Origin of the sequence: Kitasatospora sp. NPDC093550, assembly GCF_044764985.1 — a bacterium.
Taxonomy (GTDB): Bacteria; Actinomycetota; Actinomycetes; order Streptomycetales; family Streptomycetaceae; genus Kitasatospora.
Genome location: NZ_JBIWJF010000024.1, coordinates 107337 through 124430, shown reverse-complemented (window position 1 = coordinate 124430; position 17094 = coordinate 107337). Strand labels below are relative to the sequence as shown.

General features: G+C 73.2%; 17 protein-coding genes. 9 read left to right on the top strand and 8 right to left on the bottom strand.

Annotated features, from left to right (window positions below):
* Positions 1–136: 136 nt before the first annotated feature.
* A complete protein-coding gene (locus ACIRD3_RS30930; RefSeq protein WP_402223219.1) occupies positions 137–898 on the bottom strand; it encodes a 4'-phosphopantetheinyl transferase family protein in 762 nt (253 codons plus the stop codon).
* A gap of 251 nt (positions 899–1149) precedes the next feature.
* Between ACIRD3_RS30930 and ACIRD3_RS30925 the strand changes: the two genes are divergently transcribed.
* On the top strand, positions 1150–2631 hold the full coding sequence (locus tag ACIRD3_RS30925; protein WP_402223217.1) for a choice-of-anchor A family protein: 1482 nt from the start codon (positions 1150–1152) through the stop codon (positions 2629–2631).
* Positions 2632–2834: 203 nt separating this feature from the next.
* On the opposite strand, the gene ACIRD3_RS30920 is transcribed toward ACIRD3_RS30925, so the two are convergent.
* On the bottom strand, positions 2835–3464 hold the full coding sequence (locus ACIRD3_RS30920; RefSeq protein ID WP_402223215.1) for a TetR/AcrR family transcriptional regulator: 630 nt from the start codon (positions 3462–3464) through the stop codon (positions 2835–2837).
* 75 nt (positions 3465–3539) lie between these two features.
* On the opposite strand from ACIRD3_RS30920, the gene ACIRD3_RS30915 reads away from it, so the two are divergent.
* Positions 3540–4484 carry a hypothetical protein gene (locus tag ACIRD3_RS30915; RefSeq protein ID WP_402223213.1) on the top strand — a complete coding sequence of 315 codons (945 nt, stop codon included), beginning with the start codon at positions 3540–3542 and terminating at the stop codon, positions 4482–4484.
* 156 nt (positions 4485–4640) lie between these two features.
* On the opposite strand, the gene kynU is transcribed toward ACIRD3_RS30915, so the two are convergent.
* Both kynU and ACIRD3_RS30905 read right to left on the bottom strand, forming a co-directional pair.
* Positions 4641–5873, bottom strand: coding sequence for a kynureninase (gene kynU / locus ACIRD3_RS30910; RefSeq protein WP_402223211.1), 1233 nt, complete (start codon positions 5871–5873; stop codon positions 4641–4643).
* A gap of 53 nt (positions 5874–5926) precedes the next feature.
* Complete coding sequence (locus ACIRD3_RS30905; protein WP_402223209.1) at positions 5927–6757, bottom strand: tryptophan 2,3-dioxygenase; 831 nt, start codon at positions 6755–6757, stop codon at positions 5927–5929.
* Positions 6758–6970: 213 nt separating this feature from the next.
* On the opposite strand from ACIRD3_RS30905, the gene ACIRD3_RS30900 reads away from it, so the two are divergent.
* Both ACIRD3_RS30900 and ACIRD3_RS30895 read left to right on the top strand, forming a co-directional pair.
* Complete coding sequence (locus ACIRD3_RS30900) at positions 6971–7405, top strand: Lrp/AsnC family transcriptional regulator (protein WP_350523224.1); 435 nt, start codon at positions 6971–6973, stop codon at positions 7403–7405.
* 72 nt (positions 7406–7477) lie between these two features.
* Complete coding sequence (locus tag ACIRD3_RS30895; RefSeq protein WP_402223207.1) at positions 7478–8017, top strand: NADPH-dependent FMN reductase; 540 nt, start codon at positions 7478–7480, stop codon at positions 8015–8017.
* Positions 8018–8048: 31 nt separating this feature from the next.
* On the opposite strand, the gene ACIRD3_RS30890 is transcribed toward ACIRD3_RS30895, so the two are convergent.
* A complete protein-coding gene (locus ACIRD3_RS30890; RefSeq protein ID WP_402223205.1) occupies positions 8049–8687 on the bottom strand; it encodes a MarC family protein in 639 nt (212 codons plus the stop codon).
* A gap of 290 nt (positions 8688–8977) precedes the next feature.
* On the opposite strand from ACIRD3_RS30890, the gene ACIRD3_RS30885 reads away from it, so the two are divergent.
* Positions 8978–9538, top strand: coding sequence for a DoxX family protein (locus tag ACIRD3_RS30885; protein ID WP_402223203.1), 561 nt, complete (start codon positions 8978–8980; stop codon positions 9536–9538).
* Between the two features lie 38 nt (positions 9539–9576).
* Here the strand turns inward: ACIRD3_RS30885 and ACIRD3_RS30880 are convergent, their stop codons facing one another.
* Positions 9577–10053: a hypothetical protein gene (locus ACIRD3_RS30880; protein WP_402223201.1), complete on the bottom strand. Its 477-nt coding sequence runs from the start codon at positions 10051–10053 to the stop codon at positions 9577–9579.
* Positions 10054–10093: 40 nt separating this feature from the next.
* Between ACIRD3_RS30880 and ACIRD3_RS30875 the strand changes: the two genes are divergently transcribed.
* Positions 10094–10333 (top strand): FxLYD domain-containing protein, encoded by a 240-nt coding sequence (locus ACIRD3_RS30875; protein ID WP_402223199.1) that lies wholly within the window; start codon positions 10094–10096, stop codon positions 10331–10333.
* A gap of 333 nt (positions 10334–10666) precedes the next feature.
* Positions 10667–12472, top strand: coding sequence for a glycosyl hydrolase family 18 protein (locus ACIRD3_RS30870; RefSeq protein WP_402223197.1), 1806 nt, complete (start codon positions 10667–10669; stop codon positions 12470–12472).
* 101 nt (positions 12473–12573) lie between these two features.
* Here ACIRD3_RS30870 and ACIRD3_RS30865 read toward each other — a convergent pair whose 3' ends face one another.
* Together ACIRD3_RS30865 and ACIRD3_RS30860 are read right to left on the bottom strand one after the other, a co-directional pair.
* Positions 12574–13116, bottom strand: a complete 543-nt coding sequence (locus ACIRD3_RS30865; RefSeq protein WP_402223195.1) for a hypothetical protein — start codon at positions 13114–13116, stop codon at positions 12574–12576.
* Between the two features lie 140 nt (positions 13117–13256).
* Positions 13257–13838, bottom strand: coding sequence for a MarR family winged helix-turn-helix transcriptional regulator (locus ACIRD3_RS30860; RefSeq protein ID WP_402223193.1), 582 nt, complete (start codon positions 13836–13838; stop codon positions 13257–13259).
* Positions 13839–13982: 144 nt separating this feature from the next.
* On the opposite strand from ACIRD3_RS30860, the gene ACIRD3_RS30855 reads away from it, so the two are divergent.
* Together ACIRD3_RS30855 and ACIRD3_RS30850 are read left to right on the top strand one after the other, a co-directional pair.
* On the top strand, positions 13983–15284 hold the full coding sequence (locus ACIRD3_RS30855; RefSeq protein ID WP_402223191.1) for an MFS transporter: 1302 nt from the start codon (positions 13983–13985) through the stop codon (positions 15282–15284).
* A 170-nt stretch (positions 15285–15454) separates the two neighbouring features.
* Complete coding sequence (locus tag ACIRD3_RS30850; protein ID WP_402223189.1) at positions 15455–17068, top strand: dolichyl-phosphate-mannose--protein mannosyltransferase; 1614 nt, start codon at positions 15455–15457, stop codon at positions 17066–17068.
* The last annotated feature ends 26 nt before the right edge of the window (positions 17069–17094 follow it).

The window sequence follows — 17094 nt, the reverse complement described above, 5'->3', positions numbered from 1 at the left end:
CGCGGGGGGGGGGGGGTTTGGGGGGGGGGGGGGGGGGCGCTGGGGGGGGGGGGGGGGGGGGGGGGGGCCGGGGGCGCCCCCCCCCCCCCCCGAGTGCCGCTCGGCCGGCCGCCTCGGGCTCCGCGAGCGCCGCCGCTCAGCCGGCCGCCGCGGGCTCCACGAGGGCCACGATCCGCGGCGGGGCGGTGCTGACCGCCGCGACGGCGGCGCCGTGCTCCGGGTCCGTCCAGTCGATCAGGTGCAGGTCCTCGTACCGGCTGCGCAGGGGGGCGCCCGGCGGCACGGCGAGCGGCAGGGTGGAGAGGTCGATCCCGCCGAGGGTGTCCAGGGTGGCCCGACCGATCTTGATCAGCGACTCCTTGCGCACCCACTGCCGCAGGAACGCCCGGTCCGGCTCCGGGGCCGCCTCCACGGCGGCGAGTTCGGCCGGGGCCAGCACCCGACGGGCGACCGCGCGCAGCGAGCCGCCCCGCGCGGACAGCTCCACGTCCACGCCGACCGGCCGGTACCCGGCGCCCGCGGCGACCACGCCCCGGGTGTGCGAGAGGCTCACGTGCACCTCGGGGTGGTCCGGCAGGTACGGCTTGCCGTGGTCGGCGAGACCGCAGTCCGGGCACTGCTGGGCGAGCACCAGACCGGCCACCGGGACGCCGAGCAGCCGGGCGGCGCAGAGCCGGACCAGCAGGTGTCCGGCGGTGAAGTCGATCCGTCCGGACTCGTGCCGGAAACGCCCGGCGCGCTCCTGTTCGAGGGCGGTCAGCAGGTGCTCGCCCACCTCGGGGTGCCGCAGCACGGCGTCGGCGGAGGCGACGGCGACGATCGGCGCGCCCCGGTCGCCGCCGTCGTCGCGGTGGTCCTCGCTGTGGTCCTCGCTCTGGATCCGGCCCTCGGTGGTCATGGCTCCAACCTAGGGCCTCGCGGGCAGGGGAGCGTACCCGGGAGATCGCTGCGCCGTCCGTGTGGATTCCGGGTCCGATCTGAAGGTCCATAAGGTGGGAATCATCCCTCGTGAGGTTGGATGTCCCGAATTTGTGGGATCGGCAGCAGATAACACGGAACGCGGCAGGTCGTTCGGCCTGCCCTTTTCTCTGCGCGGAGGAATTGTCGATGGATCAGGCCACCGGTTCACCGGATCACAGAACGACCGTCGTGAGCGCCCCCGTCACCCGAGGCCGGCGCGCCGTACGGGTGGCGGTGGCGACCGTCGTCGCCGGACTGCCGCTGGCGGCCGTGCTGACGGTCGGTTCGGCCGCTCCGCTGGCCCCGCCGCTCGGCGCCTGCGGCGGGCCCGACTGCCCCGCCACCTGGCCGTCGCCGAACAACGGCGACTTCACCGGGCGCGACACCACCATCAACGTCTTCACCGGCGGCGACTACACCGTGAAGGGCCGCGCCGCCGAGGCCGAGGGCAAGATCGTCACGCTGGGGAAGCTGACCGTCGACAAGAACGGCGGCGGTGTCTACAACATGGGCGTCGTCGGGGTCGGCTCGCGCGTGCCACCGCCCAACGGCAGCGACTTCGTGACCACCGGCGGCAAGGTCGACGTCAAGTCCGGCAACAGCATCCTGATCGGCGGCAGCGACTCGAAGGGCCAGGCCTTCGGCAACCTCCGCCACGCGGACACGGTGACGGGCACCGTCGCCATCGACCCCACCGGCCGGTCGATCCAGGACTCCGACGCCGCCGCGCCGTACCAGGACGTCCTGGCCCGGATCGAGGAGGTCTCCGCCTGCGTCGGCCGGTCCGCCCCGACCGGGCAGGTCACGATCGCCTTCGGCACGGCGACCTTCACCGGCGACGGGACCAGCAGGCGGCAGGTCTTCAACGTCACCGAGAACCTCGCCTCGCCCACCGGCGGACAGATCGGCCTGGCCTTCACCGGCATTCCGGCCGGCGCCACCGTCGTGGTGAACATGCTCGGGGACAACCCGATCATCAACACCTACACGGGCACCGGTCTGGCGGGCGACCAGACCACCGGGATGCGCTCCAAGCTCCTCTACAACTTCCCGACCGCGCGCTCGGCCCAGATCCTCGGCAGCGCCCAGTTCCAGGGCTCGGTACTGGCCGGCGACCGCGGCGGCGTCACGACCATCGCCCAGGCGGGGATGAACGGCCGGGTGTACCTGGCCGGTGACCTGATCCACACGGGGACGGGCGGCTACGAGATCCACAGCTACCCGTTCGACGGGGACCTGCCGGAGTGCGGAGTGCCGAGCCCGTCGCCCACCTCCTCCTCGCCCTCGCCGTCCACGTCGCCGTCGCCGTCGCCGTCGCCGACGCCGACGTCCTCCAAGCCCACCTCGCCGTCGCCGAGCCCGACGTCTTCCAAGCCCACCTCGCCGTCGCCGACCCCGACGTCCCCGAGCCCGACGTCCTCCAAGCCCATCTCACCGTCCCCGAGCCACCACTCGCCGTCGGCCAGTGCGTCGTCGTCCAGCGCGCACCCGGCCCCGACCAGCGACCATCCGACCGGGCACCCCAGCAGCCACCACCACGGTGGTGGCGGTGAGCTGCCGTCCACCGGCGCGGGCAACGCCCCGGTGGTCTTCGGCCTCGCGGGCGTCGGCCTGCTCGGCCTCGGCGGTCTGGCCGTGATGGCCGCCCGCCGGCGCGGTCGCCACAGCTGAGGCGGGACCGGCTGAACGCCTGAACGCCTGGACGCCTGGACGCCCACCAGCTCAACGCCCACCAGCTGAACAGCCAGCCAGCGGCCCAGGCCGCCCGGGTCCACCCGACCGGGCGGCCCGTGCCGTTCCCGGGCTCCGCGCCTAACGGGAGGGAAGGGGGATTCCGCCGGGCCCGCCTGGCCCGCCTGGCCCGCCGGGCGGGTTCAGTGCGGGCCCGGGTAGTGGGCGAGGCCGGTGGTGAGGAGGCCGAAGGCCCGTTCCACCGCCGTTTCGACCCGGGGTCGCACCTGCTCGGCCGGTTCGCCGGCCACCATGGCGCGCCGGATCTCGCCGAGCACCGCCCGGTGGGCGCCGGCGATGGCCCCGGCCAGGACGCGGGGGAGCGGGTCGTCGTCGGCGGCTCCCGACTCGTCGGCCAGGACGGCCGCCAGCGCGGCCTCGGCCCGTTCGCCGAGTTCCAGCAGCCGGGCGCGCAGGGCCGGGCTGTCGGTGACGATCCGCCAGAAGGCGGCCATCCCGGGGTTGAGCCCCACGGTCGGTTCGCCGTCCGCGATCGCGGTCAGCAGGTCGGTCCGGACGGCGTCCGCTGCGGAGACGCCGGTGGGGCGGCGGCGGACCACCTCGGCCAGGTGGGCGACCACGGCGTCCTGCCGGTCGAAGAACAGGTCCTCCTTGGTCGGGAAGTAGTTGAAGACGGTGTTCGGCGAGACCCCGGCGGCCCGGGCCACCTCGACCACCGTGACCCGGTCGAAGCCGCGCTCGGCGAACAGGCCCATGGCGGTGTCCGCCAGGAGTTCCCGGGTCTGCTGCTTCTTGAGTTCACGAAGTCCCATGGCGGAATCCTACGCAGAACCATGGAGTCACACCAAACTTGCAGTGACACCAAAAATATCCGCTACGGTGTCGGCATGACCTTCACCTTCGGCATCTATCCCGGCGGCGCGCTCGGTGACGACACCGGCTTGCTCCTGCCCGTCCGCCCCGACGACCCGGCGCGGATCATCGAGGCCCTGCGCGAACTCCAGGGCGGGGCACCCGAGTTCCTGGTCCGGGCCTACCGTTCCTACGCCGATCCGGGGCGTGCCCCCGAGCGGCCGGAGCAGTACGCCGGCGAGGGGCGGAAGCTGGACCTGGTCCTCCAGTACCGGGACCGCAGCGGGCGGTTGGCGGGCTGGCTGGACTTCGTCCGGCGCACCGTGCGGACCGAGGGGCACCGCGTCGCCCTGCTCCAGATCTGCGAGGAGCCCAACCTCGACCTGCCGCCCGTGGACGGCGGCGTCCCGAACGTCCGCCGGGCGCTGGTGGAGGGCGTGGTCGCGGCCAAGGAGGAAGCGCTCGCCCACGGGTACGGGGAGCTGGCCGTCGGCTTCAACGCGGTGCCGTCCTTCGACCCCGCGGACACCTTCTGGTCCGAGCTCGGCGAGCTCGCCGACGAGCGCTTCCACCGCGCCCTGGACTACGTCGGGCTGGACTTCTTCCCGGACGTCTTCCGGCCCGTCCCGCCGGACCGACTGGCCGACGCGGTGAGCGCGGTGGTCGCCGCGTTCCGGCGGGAATGGCTGCCCCGGGCGGGCATCGGGCCGGACGTTCCGCTGCGGGTCTGCGAGAACGGGTGGCCCACCGGCCCCGGGCGGAGCGAGGCGCGGCAGGCCGAGGTGGTCGAGGAGCTGGTCCGGACGGTCGCCGGACTCTCCGCCGAACTCACCGTCACCGGCTACGCGTTCTTCGCCCTGCGGGACGCCGACAGCGCCGGCCCGGGGCTGTTCCACCACTTCGGCCTGCTGCGCGACGACTACACGCGCAAGCCGGCCTTCGAGGTCTACCGCCGACTGGTCGGAGAACTGACCAGGTAGGAGCGTCGGTTCGCGGCGAAGGAGCGGTCCACCGTACGGCGCCGGGCGGCGACGGCGTCGACCGGTCCGCCGACCGCCCGGCCGGCCGGGGCGACGACCGGCTCACCGACGTCCTGTCGGAGCCCGTCGGCCGCCTCGGCCCGGTCGGCCGTGCGCTCAGGTCACCTCGCCCCGGCGGGAGAAGCGCTCCGCCCGCCACTCGCCGCTCGCCAGCACCTCGGCCAGCTGCCGGGCGGCGTCCCAGACCTCGGTGTACGAGAGGTAGAGCGGGGTGAAGCCGAAGCGCATCAGGTCCGGGGCGCGGAAGTCGCCGATCACCCCGCGCTCGATCAGCGCCTGCACCACCGGGTAGCCGTCGGAGTGCCGCAGCGCGACCTGGCTGCCGCGCCGGGCGTGCTCGCGGGGGGTCACCACCTCGATGCCGTCCAGGTCCTCGGTCAGCTCGATGAACAGGTCGGTCAGCGCCAGGCTCTTCGCCCGCACCGCCGCCAGGTCGGCCCGCTCCCAGACGTCCAGCGAGGCGTCGAGGGCGGCCTGGCCGAGCAGCGAGGGCGAGCTGGTCAGGAAGCGGCCGATGCCCGGCTTGGGGTCGTACCCGGGCTCGAAGGCGAACGGGCGGGCGTGCCCGAACCAGCCGCTCAGCGGCTGCAGCGGACCGGCCGCCAGGTGCCGCTCGGCGACGTACAGGAAGGCCGGCGAACCGGGGCCGCCGTTCAGGTACTTGTAGGTGCAGCCGATCGCGAAGTCCGCTTCGGCGGCGCCGAGTTCGACCGGCAGCGCGCCGACGGCGTGGCACACGTCCCAGATCATCAGCGCGCCCGCCGCCTGCACCCGGGCGGTGATCCCGGGCATGTCCAGCAGCTCGCCGGTGCGGTAGTCCACCTGGGAGAGGACGACCGCGGCGACGTCCCCGTCCAGGTGCCGGTCCAGCTCCTCCGGCCTGATCAGCGCGCTGCGCGCGCCCTCGACCAGACCGGTCACGCCCTCGGCGATGTACAGGTCGGTCGGGAAGGCCTCGGCGTCGCCGAGCACGGTGTGCCGACCGGGGCGCAGCCGCAGCGCGGCCGCCAGCAGCTTGAACAGGTTGACCGAGGTGGTGTCGCACACGACGACCTCCGCCGGGTCGGCGCCGATCAGCGGGGCGATCCGCCGGCCGAGCCGGTACGGCTGCTCGAACCAGCCGGCGTCGTTCCAGCTGCGGATCAGCTCCCGGCCCCACTCCTCCTCGACCACCTGGCGCACCCGCTCCGGCGTGCGCACCGGCAGCGCGCCCAGCGAGTTGCCGTCCAGGTAGATCACCCCGTCCGGCAGGGCGAACTCCTTGCGGAACGCCGCCAGCGGGTCGACGGCGTCCAGCGCCGCGCACTCCTCGCGCGTGGTCTTGCCCATGGCCTCGTGCTCCTCGTTTCCCTCGTCCGCCCGGTTCCGCCGGTGCTCCCGGCTCACAGCTCGTCCCGGATCGTCCACAGCTCCGGGAAGACGTCCTGCTCGGCCGACTTGCGCAGCCAGGTCAGCCCGCTGGAGCCGCCCGAGCCGGGCTTGCCGCCCATGGTCCGCTTGACCGCGGACAGGTGCCGCTGGCGCCAGCGGGTGACCCGCTCGGCCACGTCCAGCAGGGCCTCGCCGAGCGGCTGCAGCGCGGCGAACTCCGGCTCGGTGTACACCCGCCGCCAGGCCGCGGCGACCTCCTCGGACGGGCGGTAGCGCTGCTCGGAGGGCACCGGCTGCGGCGCCAGGCCGCGCCGCGCCAGCAGGGCCAGCGCCTCGTCGTACAGACCGGGCGAGCGCAGCGCCTCGACCAGTTCGCCCTGGGTCTGCGGCATGCCGTCGTACATCTTCAGCAGTGCGGCGTTCTTGTTGCCGAGCATGAACTCCAGCCGCAGGAAGGCCGCGGACTGGAAGCCGGAGGCCTCGCCGAACAGTGCGCGGAAGGAGTTGAACTCCTGCGGCGTCATGGTGGCCAGCAGGCCCCAGGACTCCACCAGCACGTCCTGGGCGTGGGTGCTCCGGCGCAGGGCGGCGAGCGCGGCGGGCAGGTCGTCCTCGCGCAGGGCCTGCCGGGCGAGCGTCCACTCGTGCCGCACCAGGTCGAAGAGCAGCTCCATCACCTGGGTGGTGACGATGAACGACAGCTCGGCGGGCTCCTTGCTGAGCGGGTGCTGCAGGCTGTGCAGCTCGTCCAGCCGCGCGTACGCGGCGTACGGGGTGCTCCGACCCGGCGCTCCGTCCCGACCGAACGACAGGTTGGGTGTCTCCACCGTGTCGTGCCCCATCCCGATCCTCCTGATCCGCCCGGGCTCGTCGCCCGCTCCGGTGAACCAGGCGGAGTGCCCGGTTCCACGGGATGCCATTGTGCGGCGGTGGTGGCCCCCGCTTGAATGGTCGACGGACACCGCAACCGCCGTTGGAGCTGTCGTTCGCGAGGCGTTTGGCGGGTTCGGTTTACGAATGAAAATCACTTGATCCCGAACGCCTGGGGAGCCGCCATGGACGCCGTCGACCGCCGCCTGCTGGCCGAGCTGCAGGCCGACGCCCGGCTCTCGTACAACGAACTCTCCCGCCGGGTGAGCCTGTCCGCACCCGCGGTGGCCGAACGGGTCCGCCGCCTGGAGGCCGACGGGGTGATCAGCGGCTACCACGCGCACGTGGACCCCACCCGGGCCGGGCTGCCGATCACCGCGCTGGTGCAGATCCAGTGCTACGGCCCGCGCTGCGTGCTGCGCGACCCCGAGGTGGCGACCTGGCCGGAGGTGCTCCAGCTGCACCGGGTCACCGGCGGGGCCTGCTGCGTGCTGCTGGTCGCGGTGCCGACGATGGCCGAGTTCGAGGCGCTGTGCGACCGGCTCGGCGGCTACGGCCAGCCGGCCAGCTCGATGATCCTCTCCAGCCCGGTGCCCTGGCGGCCGCTGGCGCCGCGCTGAGCGGAGCGGCGGACTGGCAGGCCGGCGGACCGGCTGGCCTTGACGCGGACGTCAAGGAGTAGGTTCCGGCCCATGTCGAACGAGCGCCACATCCTGCTGCTGCCGGGGAGCCTGCGGGCCGGTTCCACCAACGAGACCGTGCTGCGCACCGCGGCCGAGCTGGCCGTCGCCACCCCGGGCCTGCGGACCACGTACTACACCGGGCTGGCCGAGCTGCCGCACTTCAACCCGGACCACGACCAGGACCCGCTGCCGGAGCCGGTGGCCGGGCTGCGGGCCGCGATCGAGGCGGCCGACGCGCTGCTGGTCTGCACTCCCGAGTACGCCGGGACACTGCCTGGCTCGTTCAAGAACCTGCTGGACTGGACGGTCGGCGGGGTGGAGATCTCGGACAAGCCGGTCGGCTGGATCAACGCGGCCAACCCGGGCCGCGGCGGGGGTGCCGAAGCCACCCTGCGCACCGTCCTCGGCTACACCGGCGCGGCGGTGGTGGAGGAGGCCTGCGTCCGGATCCCGCTGGGGCGCGGCGCGGTCGGCCCGGGCGGGCTGGTCGTCGACCCGGTGGTGCGGGAGCGGATCGGCGAGGTGCTGGCCGCACTGGCCGCCGCCTGAGGCCCCGGGTGGCCGGCCGTCCGGGCCGGGTTCAGTGGCCGCCGTAGGGCAGCGGCACCCCGAGCCCGGACAGGCCCTCCAGGACCAGCTCCACGCCGACCGCCGCCAGCAGCAGCCCGAGCAGCCGGGACAGCACCTCCAGCGAGGTCCGGTGGGTGCGCTGCATCAGCGGGGCGAGCACGGCGACGCAGACGTAGTTGATCACCGCGACGGCCACGTACGCCGCCGCGACGGTGGCCTTCCAGGCCAGGCCGCTCCGGTTGAGCGAGGCGACCAGGACGGCGGTCACCGCGAGCGGGCTGGCGATGTAGGGCAGCAGCAGCTCGCGGATGCCGTCCACCAGCGGGTTCGGCAGGTGCTCGTCCTCCTCGTCGGCCCCGCCGCCGAGGTGGACGCCGAAGACCAGCGCCACCGCGTAGACGAAGAAGATCAACCCGCCGGCGAGCTGCAGCGACTGGTCGCTGATGTGGAACAGCGAGGTGACCCAGTTCGCCGAGAACCCGAGCACCAGGCCGATCACCGACGAGATGACGGTGCTCCAGGCCGCCAGCCGGCGCAGCTCCCGGGTGCTGCGGGTGGTGGCCAGCCGGGCGAAGGCCAACAGGGTCTTCGGCGGGCCGACCACCGCGAAGAAGGTGATGAACGCGCTGCTCAGGTTGAAGACGAACATGGGCCAAGCATGACCACGGCGCCCCGGGCGGCCGGTCCGCCACGCCCCGAGCCGGTGTGTGCTGTGTCTCCCCGGTTCGGGATCCATTCCCGATCGTCGGCGAATTCGCCCGGATGGCGGCCCCGGCTCGAACGGGTGGGCGGTCTCGGTTGCTATGGAGGCAGGACCGCCACGCCGGCGGGCCCACCGGCACCGACACCGGCGCTGACAGCGGCGCTGACACCGGTGGGACCGCGCCGGGCAGGACCGCTCCGGTAGGGACCACTGCGCCGCGGAAACGAGGATGCGACATGTGCCTGAACCGTAAGGACCTGGGCCTGTTGGCCCTGCGCAGCGCGGTCGGCGGGGTGCTGATCGCGCACGGCACCCAGAAGCTGTTCGGCTGGTTCGGGGGCGGCGGCCTGGAGGGCACCACCCAGGCGATGGACGCGATGGGCTTCCACCCGGCCCGGCAGAGCGCGATCGCGGCCGGCGCCGGGGAGGCGGGCGGCGGTGCGCTGCTGGTGGTCGGACTGGCCACTCCGGCGGCCGGCGCGGTGGTGGCCGGGACGATGGCGGGCGCGGTGGCGGTACACGCCCCGGCCGGCTTCTTCGCCATGTCCGGCGGCTACGAGTACCCCGCCTTCCTCGGCGCGACCGGGCTGGCGATCGGCCTGGCCGGGGCCGGGCGGTACTCGCTGGACCACCTGACCGGGCATGTCTTCGACCGTCCGTGGGTCGGCCTGGCCTCCTTCGTGGCGAGCGCGGCCGGCGCGTACGGCGTGGTGGCGAGGCGCCGGCACCTGGTGCGGCTGCGCGAGGAGCGGGCCGCGGTGGAGGCGGACGAGCAGGAGGGTTCGGGGCTGTCCTGAGCCGGCCCGGGGGGACGGCCCCACGTCCCCGAGGCGGTTCACCCGGAGGCAGCAGCCCTGCTGGCGCCCGCGTCCGGCCCCTCGGAGGGTGGGCGGCAGGCGCGCCGGGCAGCCCGGCGCCGACCGGAAACGAGGAACCGCATGGACCGCCAGCCGCCCACCCGGGTCACTTCGCCGTGCGCGAGGGTCACCGCGCAGGACCTGGACGCGCCGCCGGTGCGCCGCCGACTCCGCGCCGCGGCAGGGGTGTTGACCGCGGCGGCGGTCGGTGCGGCGGCCCTGGCGGGCTGCTCCTCGGGCAGCAGCGCGAGCAGTGTGGCCTCCGGGGCGGCGTCCGCGGTGGAGAAGGGCGCGAGCGCCGCCGCCTCGGCCGCCTCGGCACTGGCCTCGGCCGCGAGCGGGGCCGGGTCGGCGTTGGCCTCGGTGGCGGGCGGGGCGAGTTCGGCGCTGGCGTCGGCGGAAGCCCGGGCCTCGGCGGCGGTGTCCTCGGCCTCCTCGGCGGTGGCCGGGATCAAGGGCGGCCTGGACGCGAAGGGGGACGTGACGGTCGGGGCGGTGACCACGGGGACGGACAACAAGACCCAGGTGCAGCTGACCGTCACCAACCACGGGCAGCAGTCGTACCGGTACGTGATCCAGGTGAACTTCACCGACGGGAGCGGCAACGTCCTCGACGCCACGGCGGTGACGGTCCAGGACCTGGCCGCCGGGCAGAGCACCCAGGCCGCCGCGCGCAGCAACCGGGAGCTCTCGGGCACGGTCAAGGCCGAGGTGCCGAACGCCGTCCGCTACTGAGCCCGCCGCGGCGGACCGGGGGAGCGGCGAGGGACGGGGCGCGGGACGTCCCGCGGGCCGCGGCGCGGAACCTTAAGCGGGTCTCAAGGCCCAACCGGACCCCTTGACGGGCGAGTTGGTCTAGTCCATTTTTATGCCCAGGTGCAGGGAGCCCCTGAACCGGCGTCCACGGCCTCGTGCCGGGGGCGCCGGTTCGGCACATCCCGGTGTCCGTCATGGCCTGATCCGCACGATTCCCCACCCCTTCCTGTCATGTCCCGGTCGTCCGGCCCCACCCCGGACGCACCCCCCGGGGCGGCGGCGGGAACCCCCACAACCAGGAGTCACGCACCCATGCTGCGCTCACCCATCGAAAGGGCCGGGGCCCCGGCTCCGCAGGGCGGCCGTCGACGCCGTCCGAAGAGCCTGGCCGCCGTCGCGGCCGGCACCACCGCCTCCCTGCTGCTCGGTGCCGGCCTCGCGCTGTCCGGCGGCGGCGCGGCCAACGCCGCGACCACCAACAGCACCGGCGCGCCCGCCACCAGCGGCGGCATCAAGGTCGCCTACTTCGACCAGTGGTCGGTCTACGCCAACGGGTACTACCCGAAGACCATCCAGGACACCGGCGTGGCCGGGAAGCTGGACTACCTGATCTACGACTTCGCCAACATCCACCCGAGCGACCTCGGGTGTTTCGAGGCCACCAAGGCCGCCGACACCAACGACAACAACCCCAACGCCGGTGACGGCGCGGGCGACGCGTTCGCCGACTACCAGAAGAGCTTCGGCGCGGACATCGCGGTCGACGGCGTCGGCGACGTCTGGAACCAGCCGATCGCGGGCAACTTCAACCAGCTGAAGAAGCTGAAGGCGAAGAACCCCAACCTCAAGGTCCTGATCTCGCTGGGCGGTTGGACCTACTCCAAGTACTTCTCGTCGGCGGCCGCCACGGACGCCTCGCGCAAGCACCTGGTGTCGTCCTGTCTCGACATGTTCATCAAGGGCAACCTGCCGAGCGAGGCCGGCTACGGCGGCCCGGGCTCGGCGGCCGGCGTCTTCGACGGCGTCGACATCGACTGGGAGTACCCGGGCGGCGGCGGCCACACCGGCAACATCTCCAGCCCGGCCGACAAGCAGAACTTCACGGCGCTGCTGAAGGAGTTCCGCACCCAGCTGGACGCGCAGGGCAAGGCCGACGGCAAGACCTACGCCCTGTCGGCGGCGGTCGGCGCCGGCCAGGACAAGATCATGAACGTCGAGACCGACAAGATCGGTCAGTACCTGACCTTCCTCGACGTCATGACCTACGACATGCACGGCGGTTGGGACCCGCAGGGGCCGACCAACCACCAGGCGCCGCTCTACTCCGGCCCGAACGACCCGTCCACCCCGGCGAAGCCGGGCAACGGCAAGTACTCGATCGACAACGCCGTCAAGGCGTGGACGGTCGGCGACGCGCAGTACGGCATCCCCGGCGGCTTCCCGGCCAACAAGATCAACATGGGCGTGCCGTTCTACTACCGCGGCTGGACCGGCGTCCAGAACAACGGCAAGAACGGCCTGTTCCAGCCCGCCACCGGCCCGGCGGCCGGCGCGGCGATGTCCGGCAACGTCCCCGGCATCCAGATGTACAAGGAGCTCGCGGGCTTCGTCGACAACCCGTCCAAGACCTTCTGGGACGACGACGCCAAGGCCACGTACTTCTACGACGGCACCACCTTCTGGAGCGGTGAGGACGCCAAGTCGATCCAGGCCAAGCTCGACTACGCGCACTGCAACGGCCTCGGCGGCTCCTTCGCCTTCTCGCTGTACGACCTGGGCACCAAGACCGCCCTGTTCGACAAGATGGTGACCGCCACCAACGGCTCCGCGGCCGGCTGCCCGGCCCCGCCGACCGGCACGCCGACCCCCACCCAGACCTCGACCGGCACCCCCACCGGCACGCCGACGGGCACCCCGACCGGTACGCCCACCGGCACCCCGACCACGCCGGCCACCTGCTCGGCCGCCCCGAGCTGGGACCCGAACACCACCTACGCGGCCGGCGGCACCAAGGTCTCCTGGAAGGGCCACTACTACACCAACAAGTGGTGGACCAAGGGCGAGGACCCGACCCTGAGCGGCCAGTGGGGCGTCTGGACCGACAACGGCCCCTGCTGACACCCCGCACCCGCCGGGGGCCCGACGGGCCCTCGCACCGAACCCGGGCGGCCCCGGACGAGCACTGATCTCGTCCGGGGCCGCCCGTCGTGTCCGGCCGCTCAGATCCTGGCGTAGAGGACCGAGATCGAGGTCGGGGAGCTGGTGATCACCAGGTTGCTCTCGCCCTTCTCGGCGAGGCCCGCGCCCGCGCCCGTCGAGGTCACCTCGAAGCCGGCGGCCTTGAGCGCCGCCTCGTACTTGGCGTAGTCGCCGGGGGCGGCCTCGCAGGTGATGATGTAGCCGCCGTTCGCGCCGTTGACCAGGGTGATCTTCCCCGGGGGCAGCGGGACGTCGGCGGGCAGGTCGGCCGGCCGGGTCTTGCCGCCCTGGACCACGGTGGTCGGCGCGGCCCCGCCCGGAGCCGGAGCGGCCGGGGTGCCGGTGGGCGCGGCGCCGGTCGGGGTGGCGGCCGACGCGGTGGCGCTCGGGGTGGCCGTCGGGGCGGAGGGGGCGCCCGCGGGGGAGGTCGCCGCGGCGGTGCCGGTGGCGGCGGTCGGGGCGGCTCCGGACGAGCTGTCGTCGTTGCAGGCGGTGAGCCCGAGGCCGGCCACCACGAGGGTGGCGAGCAGGGCGGAGGTGCGCTTGAGCGGCGTGAGCGGCATGGCGAAGGCCAATCTGGTCAACGGTGTCTCAGAAGTCTTCTGGCGCCACGCAGATTGGCATACGAGATGCCGAATGCCAACGGAAATCCGTCGACCCGGGCCTTCTCCCGACGGTCCGGGTCGGCGTTCTCCCGGGCTGGCTAGCCCGACTCGGCGGTGCGGCCGAGGGCGTCGGGCCGGGTGTCCTCGATCCGGCGGAGCATCCGGGCGAGGAGGGCGGCGAGGGCGGTGCGCTCCTCGCCCACGATGTCCTGGAGCAGTTCCTCCTCGAAGACCGCCGCCATCCGCATCGACTCCAGCCACTTGTCGCGGCCGGTCTCGGTCAGCTCGATGATCACCCGGACCCGGTTGGACTCGTCCCGCTCGCGGGTGACCAGGCCGTCGGCCACCATCCGGTCGATCCGGTGCGTCATCGCCGCCGGGGTCAGCCCGAGCCGCTTGGCCAGCTCGCTCGGCCCCAGCCGGTAGGGGCTGCCGGCCACCACGAGGGCCTTGAGCACCTCCCATTCGGCGGAGGTGATTCCGAGCACAGTCAGCTGGCGGTCGTATGCCACGCCCATCCGCCGGGAGACCCGGTTGAGGGTCTGCACGATGGTCTCCACCTGGGGGTCCACGGTGGGGAATTCCCGCTGGTAGAGGGCCACCTGCTCGGCGATGCCGAGCTCCAGGGGGGTGGCCGGGGCGGGCTTCTCGGCAGCCGGCGCCGGCTTGTCCGTAGTCATGCGGACCAGTGTCGCACGAGGGTGCACCCCTTAAGCCTTTGACTCCACAGCCTTCTGGTGCTAAGACTTTATCTCGTCAAACTTTAGCTCTGAAATCTTCTGGACTTAAGAGTATCCAGTCGAAACCAGGAAGGGATGTGCACGGTGACCGGCACGGTGAAGCAGCAGAGGCGGCGGCGTGGAGCGGGCGGCCCGCTGCGCCGCGTCCAGATCGGCAACGCGCTCAGTGCGTTCGGCAGCGGGTTCACGATGCCGTACATGTTCGTGTACGTGGACCAGGTGCGCGGGCTGGGCTCGCTGGCGGCCGGGATGGTGTTCACCGTCTTCGCACTGGCGGCCCTCGCCGTCCTGCCGTTCACCGGGCGCGGCATCGACAAGTACGGTCCCCGTCCGGTGCTGCTGGCCGGTACGGCGCTCGCCGCCACCGGCGCGTTCGCCTTCGGCCACGCCACCGGCACCCCGGCCCTGCTGGTCTCCTCCTTCCTGTTCGGCGCGGGCGTCACCACCTGCCAGCCGGCGCTCGCCACGATGATCGTCCGCTGCTCGACGGCGGCGACCCGCTCGCACGCCTTCGCGCTGCAGTTCACCCTGGTCAACCTGGGCATGGGCATCGGCGCGCTGGTCGGCGGCCAGATCGTGGACGTCGCCGACCCGGCCAGCCTCACCCGGCTGTTCACCATCGAGGCGGCGACCTTCCTCGGTCTGGCCCTGGTCACCGGCACCGCCCGGATGCCGCGGTTCCAGCTGAGCCTGGTCCACGAGAAGAGCGACGGCCCGACCGGCCTGCGCGCGCTGGTCGCCGACAAGGCGATGCTGCGGCTCTGCCTGCTCGCCGGGCTGATCTTCTTCACCTGCTACGGCCAGTTCGAGTCCGGTGTCGCGGCCTTCGCCACCGACACCGTCGGCACCGCGCCGTCCACCCTGGGCTTCGCGATCGGCGCCAACGCGCTGACCATCGTGGTGCTGCAGATGTTCATGGTGCGGATCACCGCGCGCCGCCGCCGCACCACCGCGATGGCCGCGGCCGGCCTTGTCTGGCTCGGCGCCTGGGCGATGGCCCTGGTGGCCGGCCTGATCCGGACCGAGACCATGGCCGCCACGGTCGCCATCGTCTCGATCTACGCCCTGTTCGGCGTCGGCGAGTCGCTGCTCGCGCCCACCATGGGCCCGATGGTCGCCGACCTCGCCCCGGCCCGACTGCTCGGCACCTACAACGCCGGGTACGCCCTGGTGAAGCAGATCGCGATCGCGGTCGGCCCGGCCGTCGGCGTGCTGCTGGTCGGCTCCGGCACCTGGCCGCTCTACCTGGCGGCGATGGCGGGCTCCACGCTGCTGATCGTCACCCTGGCGCTGCGGCTGCGCCGGCACCTCACGCCGGAGCAGGACAACGCCGCGCCGGTCGTGGTCCGCACCGCCCCGGTCCGGGAGCTGCAGACCGCCGCGTAGTGCGGGGGCGGGCGCGAGCGCGCGAAACGGGCGCCGACCAGGTCACCTGGTCGGCGCCCGTCGCGCTTGGCTTCACGAGCACCGCCACATAGTGTCAGTGGCTGTTGACCGCCCGGATCCGGCCACGGCGCCCGGGCCCGGGCAGAGCAGACTGGCGAATCGGCGAGGCTATGACGCAAGCGGCGCTCACGCACCCCCCGGCGGCCCCGGCCCCCGAGGCCCCCGCACCGGCCCCGCGCGGGGGCCTGGTCCGCTGGGCGGTCGACCACTCCGGCTGGCTCGGGCCGATCGGCGTGGCGCTCTTCGCGGGCCTGCTGCGGTTCTGGCACCTCGGCTACCCCAACGCCTTCGTCTTCGACGAGACGTACTACCCCAAGGACGCCTGGTCGCTGCTGCGGCAGGGCTACGAGGGCAGCTGGCCCGACCACGCCAACGCCGACATCCTGGCCGTCCCGCAGTCCGTGCCGCTCGGCTCCGCGCCCGAGTTCATCGCGCACCCGCCGCTCGGCAAATGGGTGATGGCGATCGGCGAGCAGCTGTTCGGACTGCACCCCTTCGGCTGGCGGTTCATGACCGCCCTGCTCGGCACCGTCACCGTGTTGATGCTGGCCCGGATCGGCCGTCGGCTCTTCGGCTCCACCCTGGTCGGCTGCACCGCCGCGCTGCTGATGTCGGTGGACGGCCTGCAGCTGGTGATGAGCCGGGTCGGCCTGCTCGACGGCATCCAGATGTTCTTCGTGCTCGCCTCCTTCGGCAGCCTGCTGATCGACCGGGACCACGCCCGCGCCCGGCTGGCGCGCGCGGCCGACGGCGACCGGGCGCGGCTCGGGTGGCGGCCCTGGCGGATCGCCGCCGGGGTGTTCATCGGCGCCGCCTGCGCGGTCAAGTGGAACGGCGCCCCGGTCCTCGCCGCCTTCGGCGTCCTGACCGTCCTGTGGGACCAGTCCGGCCGCCGCGGGGCCGGCGCCCGCCACCCCTGGCGCTCCATGCTGCGCCGGGACGCCGTGCCCGCCCTGCTCGCCATGGTCGGCTCCGCCCTGGTGGTGTACGTCGGCGCCTGGGGCGGCTGGCTGCTCAGCGGCGGCAACGGCGAGGGCGGGTACGACCGGCACTGGGCCGACGGCCGGGCCGGGCTCTCCCCGGACCGCTTCCTCGGCGTCCCGCTGCCGCAGGTGCCGATGAGCTGGGTGCCCGCGCCGCTGCGCAGCCTGTGGCACTACCACTCGCAGATGTACGACTTCAACACCGGCCTGAGCACCCCGCACACCTACCAGTCCAACCCCTTCGCCTGGCTCGTGGACGGCCGCCCGGTCTCGATGTACTGGGAGCAGGTCCCGAACGGCACCCGCGGCTGCACCTCCTCCGGCGGCTGCGCGGCGCAGATCCTCGGCCTCGGCACGCCGTTCCTCTGGTGGGCGGCCTGCTTCGCGCTGGTCTACCTGCTGTGGCGCTGGTTCTTCCGGCGGGACTGGCGCTCGGGCGCGGTGCTCTGCGCGGTGGCCGGGATCTACCTGCCCTGGTTCCGCTACCAGGAGCGGACGATCTTCTCCTTCTACATGGTCGTGCTGGTGCCGTTCCTGTGCCTGGCCGTCGCCCAGATGCTCGGCGCGATCCTCGGCCCGCCCGGGTGCAGCCCCGAGCGCCGCCGGATCGGCGCGATCGGGGCCGGGGCGGTCGTGCTGGCGATCGTCGGCTGCTTCGCCTTCTTCTACCCGCTGTACACGGCGGAGGTGATCCCGATGTCGTCCTGGCAGGACCGGATGTGGTTCACCAGCTGGATCTGATGGAACCTGCGGTGCCGGGGCCGGGG

Bases quoted from the DNA above. Each gene is read 5' to 3' on its own strand.
- ACIRD3_RS30915 (WP_402223213.1), top strand. From the start codon at position 3,540: ATGACCTTCACCTTCGGCATCTATCCCGGCGGCGCGCTCGGTGACGAC.
- ACIRD3_RS30865 (WP_402223195.1), bottom strand. From the start codon at position 13,116: ATGCCGCTCACGCCGCTCAAGCGCACCTCCGCCCTGCTCGCCACCCTC.
- kynU (WP_402223211.1), bottom strand. From the start codon at position 5,873: ATGGGCAAGACCACGCGCGAGGAGTGCGCGGCGCTGGACGCCGTCGAC.
- ACIRD3_RS30895 (WP_402223207.1), top strand. From the start codon at position 7,478: ATGTCGAACGAGCGCCACATCCTGCTGCTGCCGGGGAGCCTGCGGGCC.
- ACIRD3_RS30905 (WP_402223209.1), bottom strand. From the start codon at position 6,757: ATGGGGCACGACACGGTGGAGACACCCAACCTGTCGTTCGGTCGGGAC.
- ACIRD3_RS30860 (WP_402223193.1), bottom strand. From the start codon at position 13,838: ATGACTACGGACAAGCCGGCGCCGGCTGCCGAGAAGCCCGCCCCGGCC.
- ACIRD3_RS30930 (WP_402223219.1), bottom strand. From the start codon at position 898: ATGACCACCGAGGGCCGGATCCAGAGCGAGGACCACAGCGAGGACCAC.
- ACIRD3_RS30890 (WP_402223205.1), bottom strand. From the start codon at position 8,687: ATGTTCGTCTTCAACCTGAGCAGCGCGTTCATCACCTTCTTCGCGGTG.
- ACIRD3_RS30870 (WP_402223197.1), top strand. From the start codon at position 10,667: ATGCTGCGCTCACCCATCGAAAGGGCCGGGGCCCCGGCTCCGCAGGGC.
- ACIRD3_RS30850 (WP_402223189.1), top strand. From the start codon at position 15,455: ATGACGCAAGCGGCGCTCACGCACCCCCCGGCGGCCCCGGCCCCCGAG.
- ACIRD3_RS30920 (WP_402223215.1), bottom strand. From the start codon at position 3,464: ATGGGACTTCGTGAACTCAAGAAGCAGCAGACCCGGGAACTCCTGGCG.
- ACIRD3_RS30900 (WP_350523224.1), top strand. From the start codon at position 6,971: ATGGACGCCGTCGACCGCCGCCTGCTGGCCGAGCTGCAGGCCGACGCC.
- ACIRD3_RS30885 (WP_402223203.1), top strand. From the start codon at position 8,978: ATGTGCCTGAACCGTAAGGACCTGGGCCTGTTGGCCCTGCGCAGCGCG.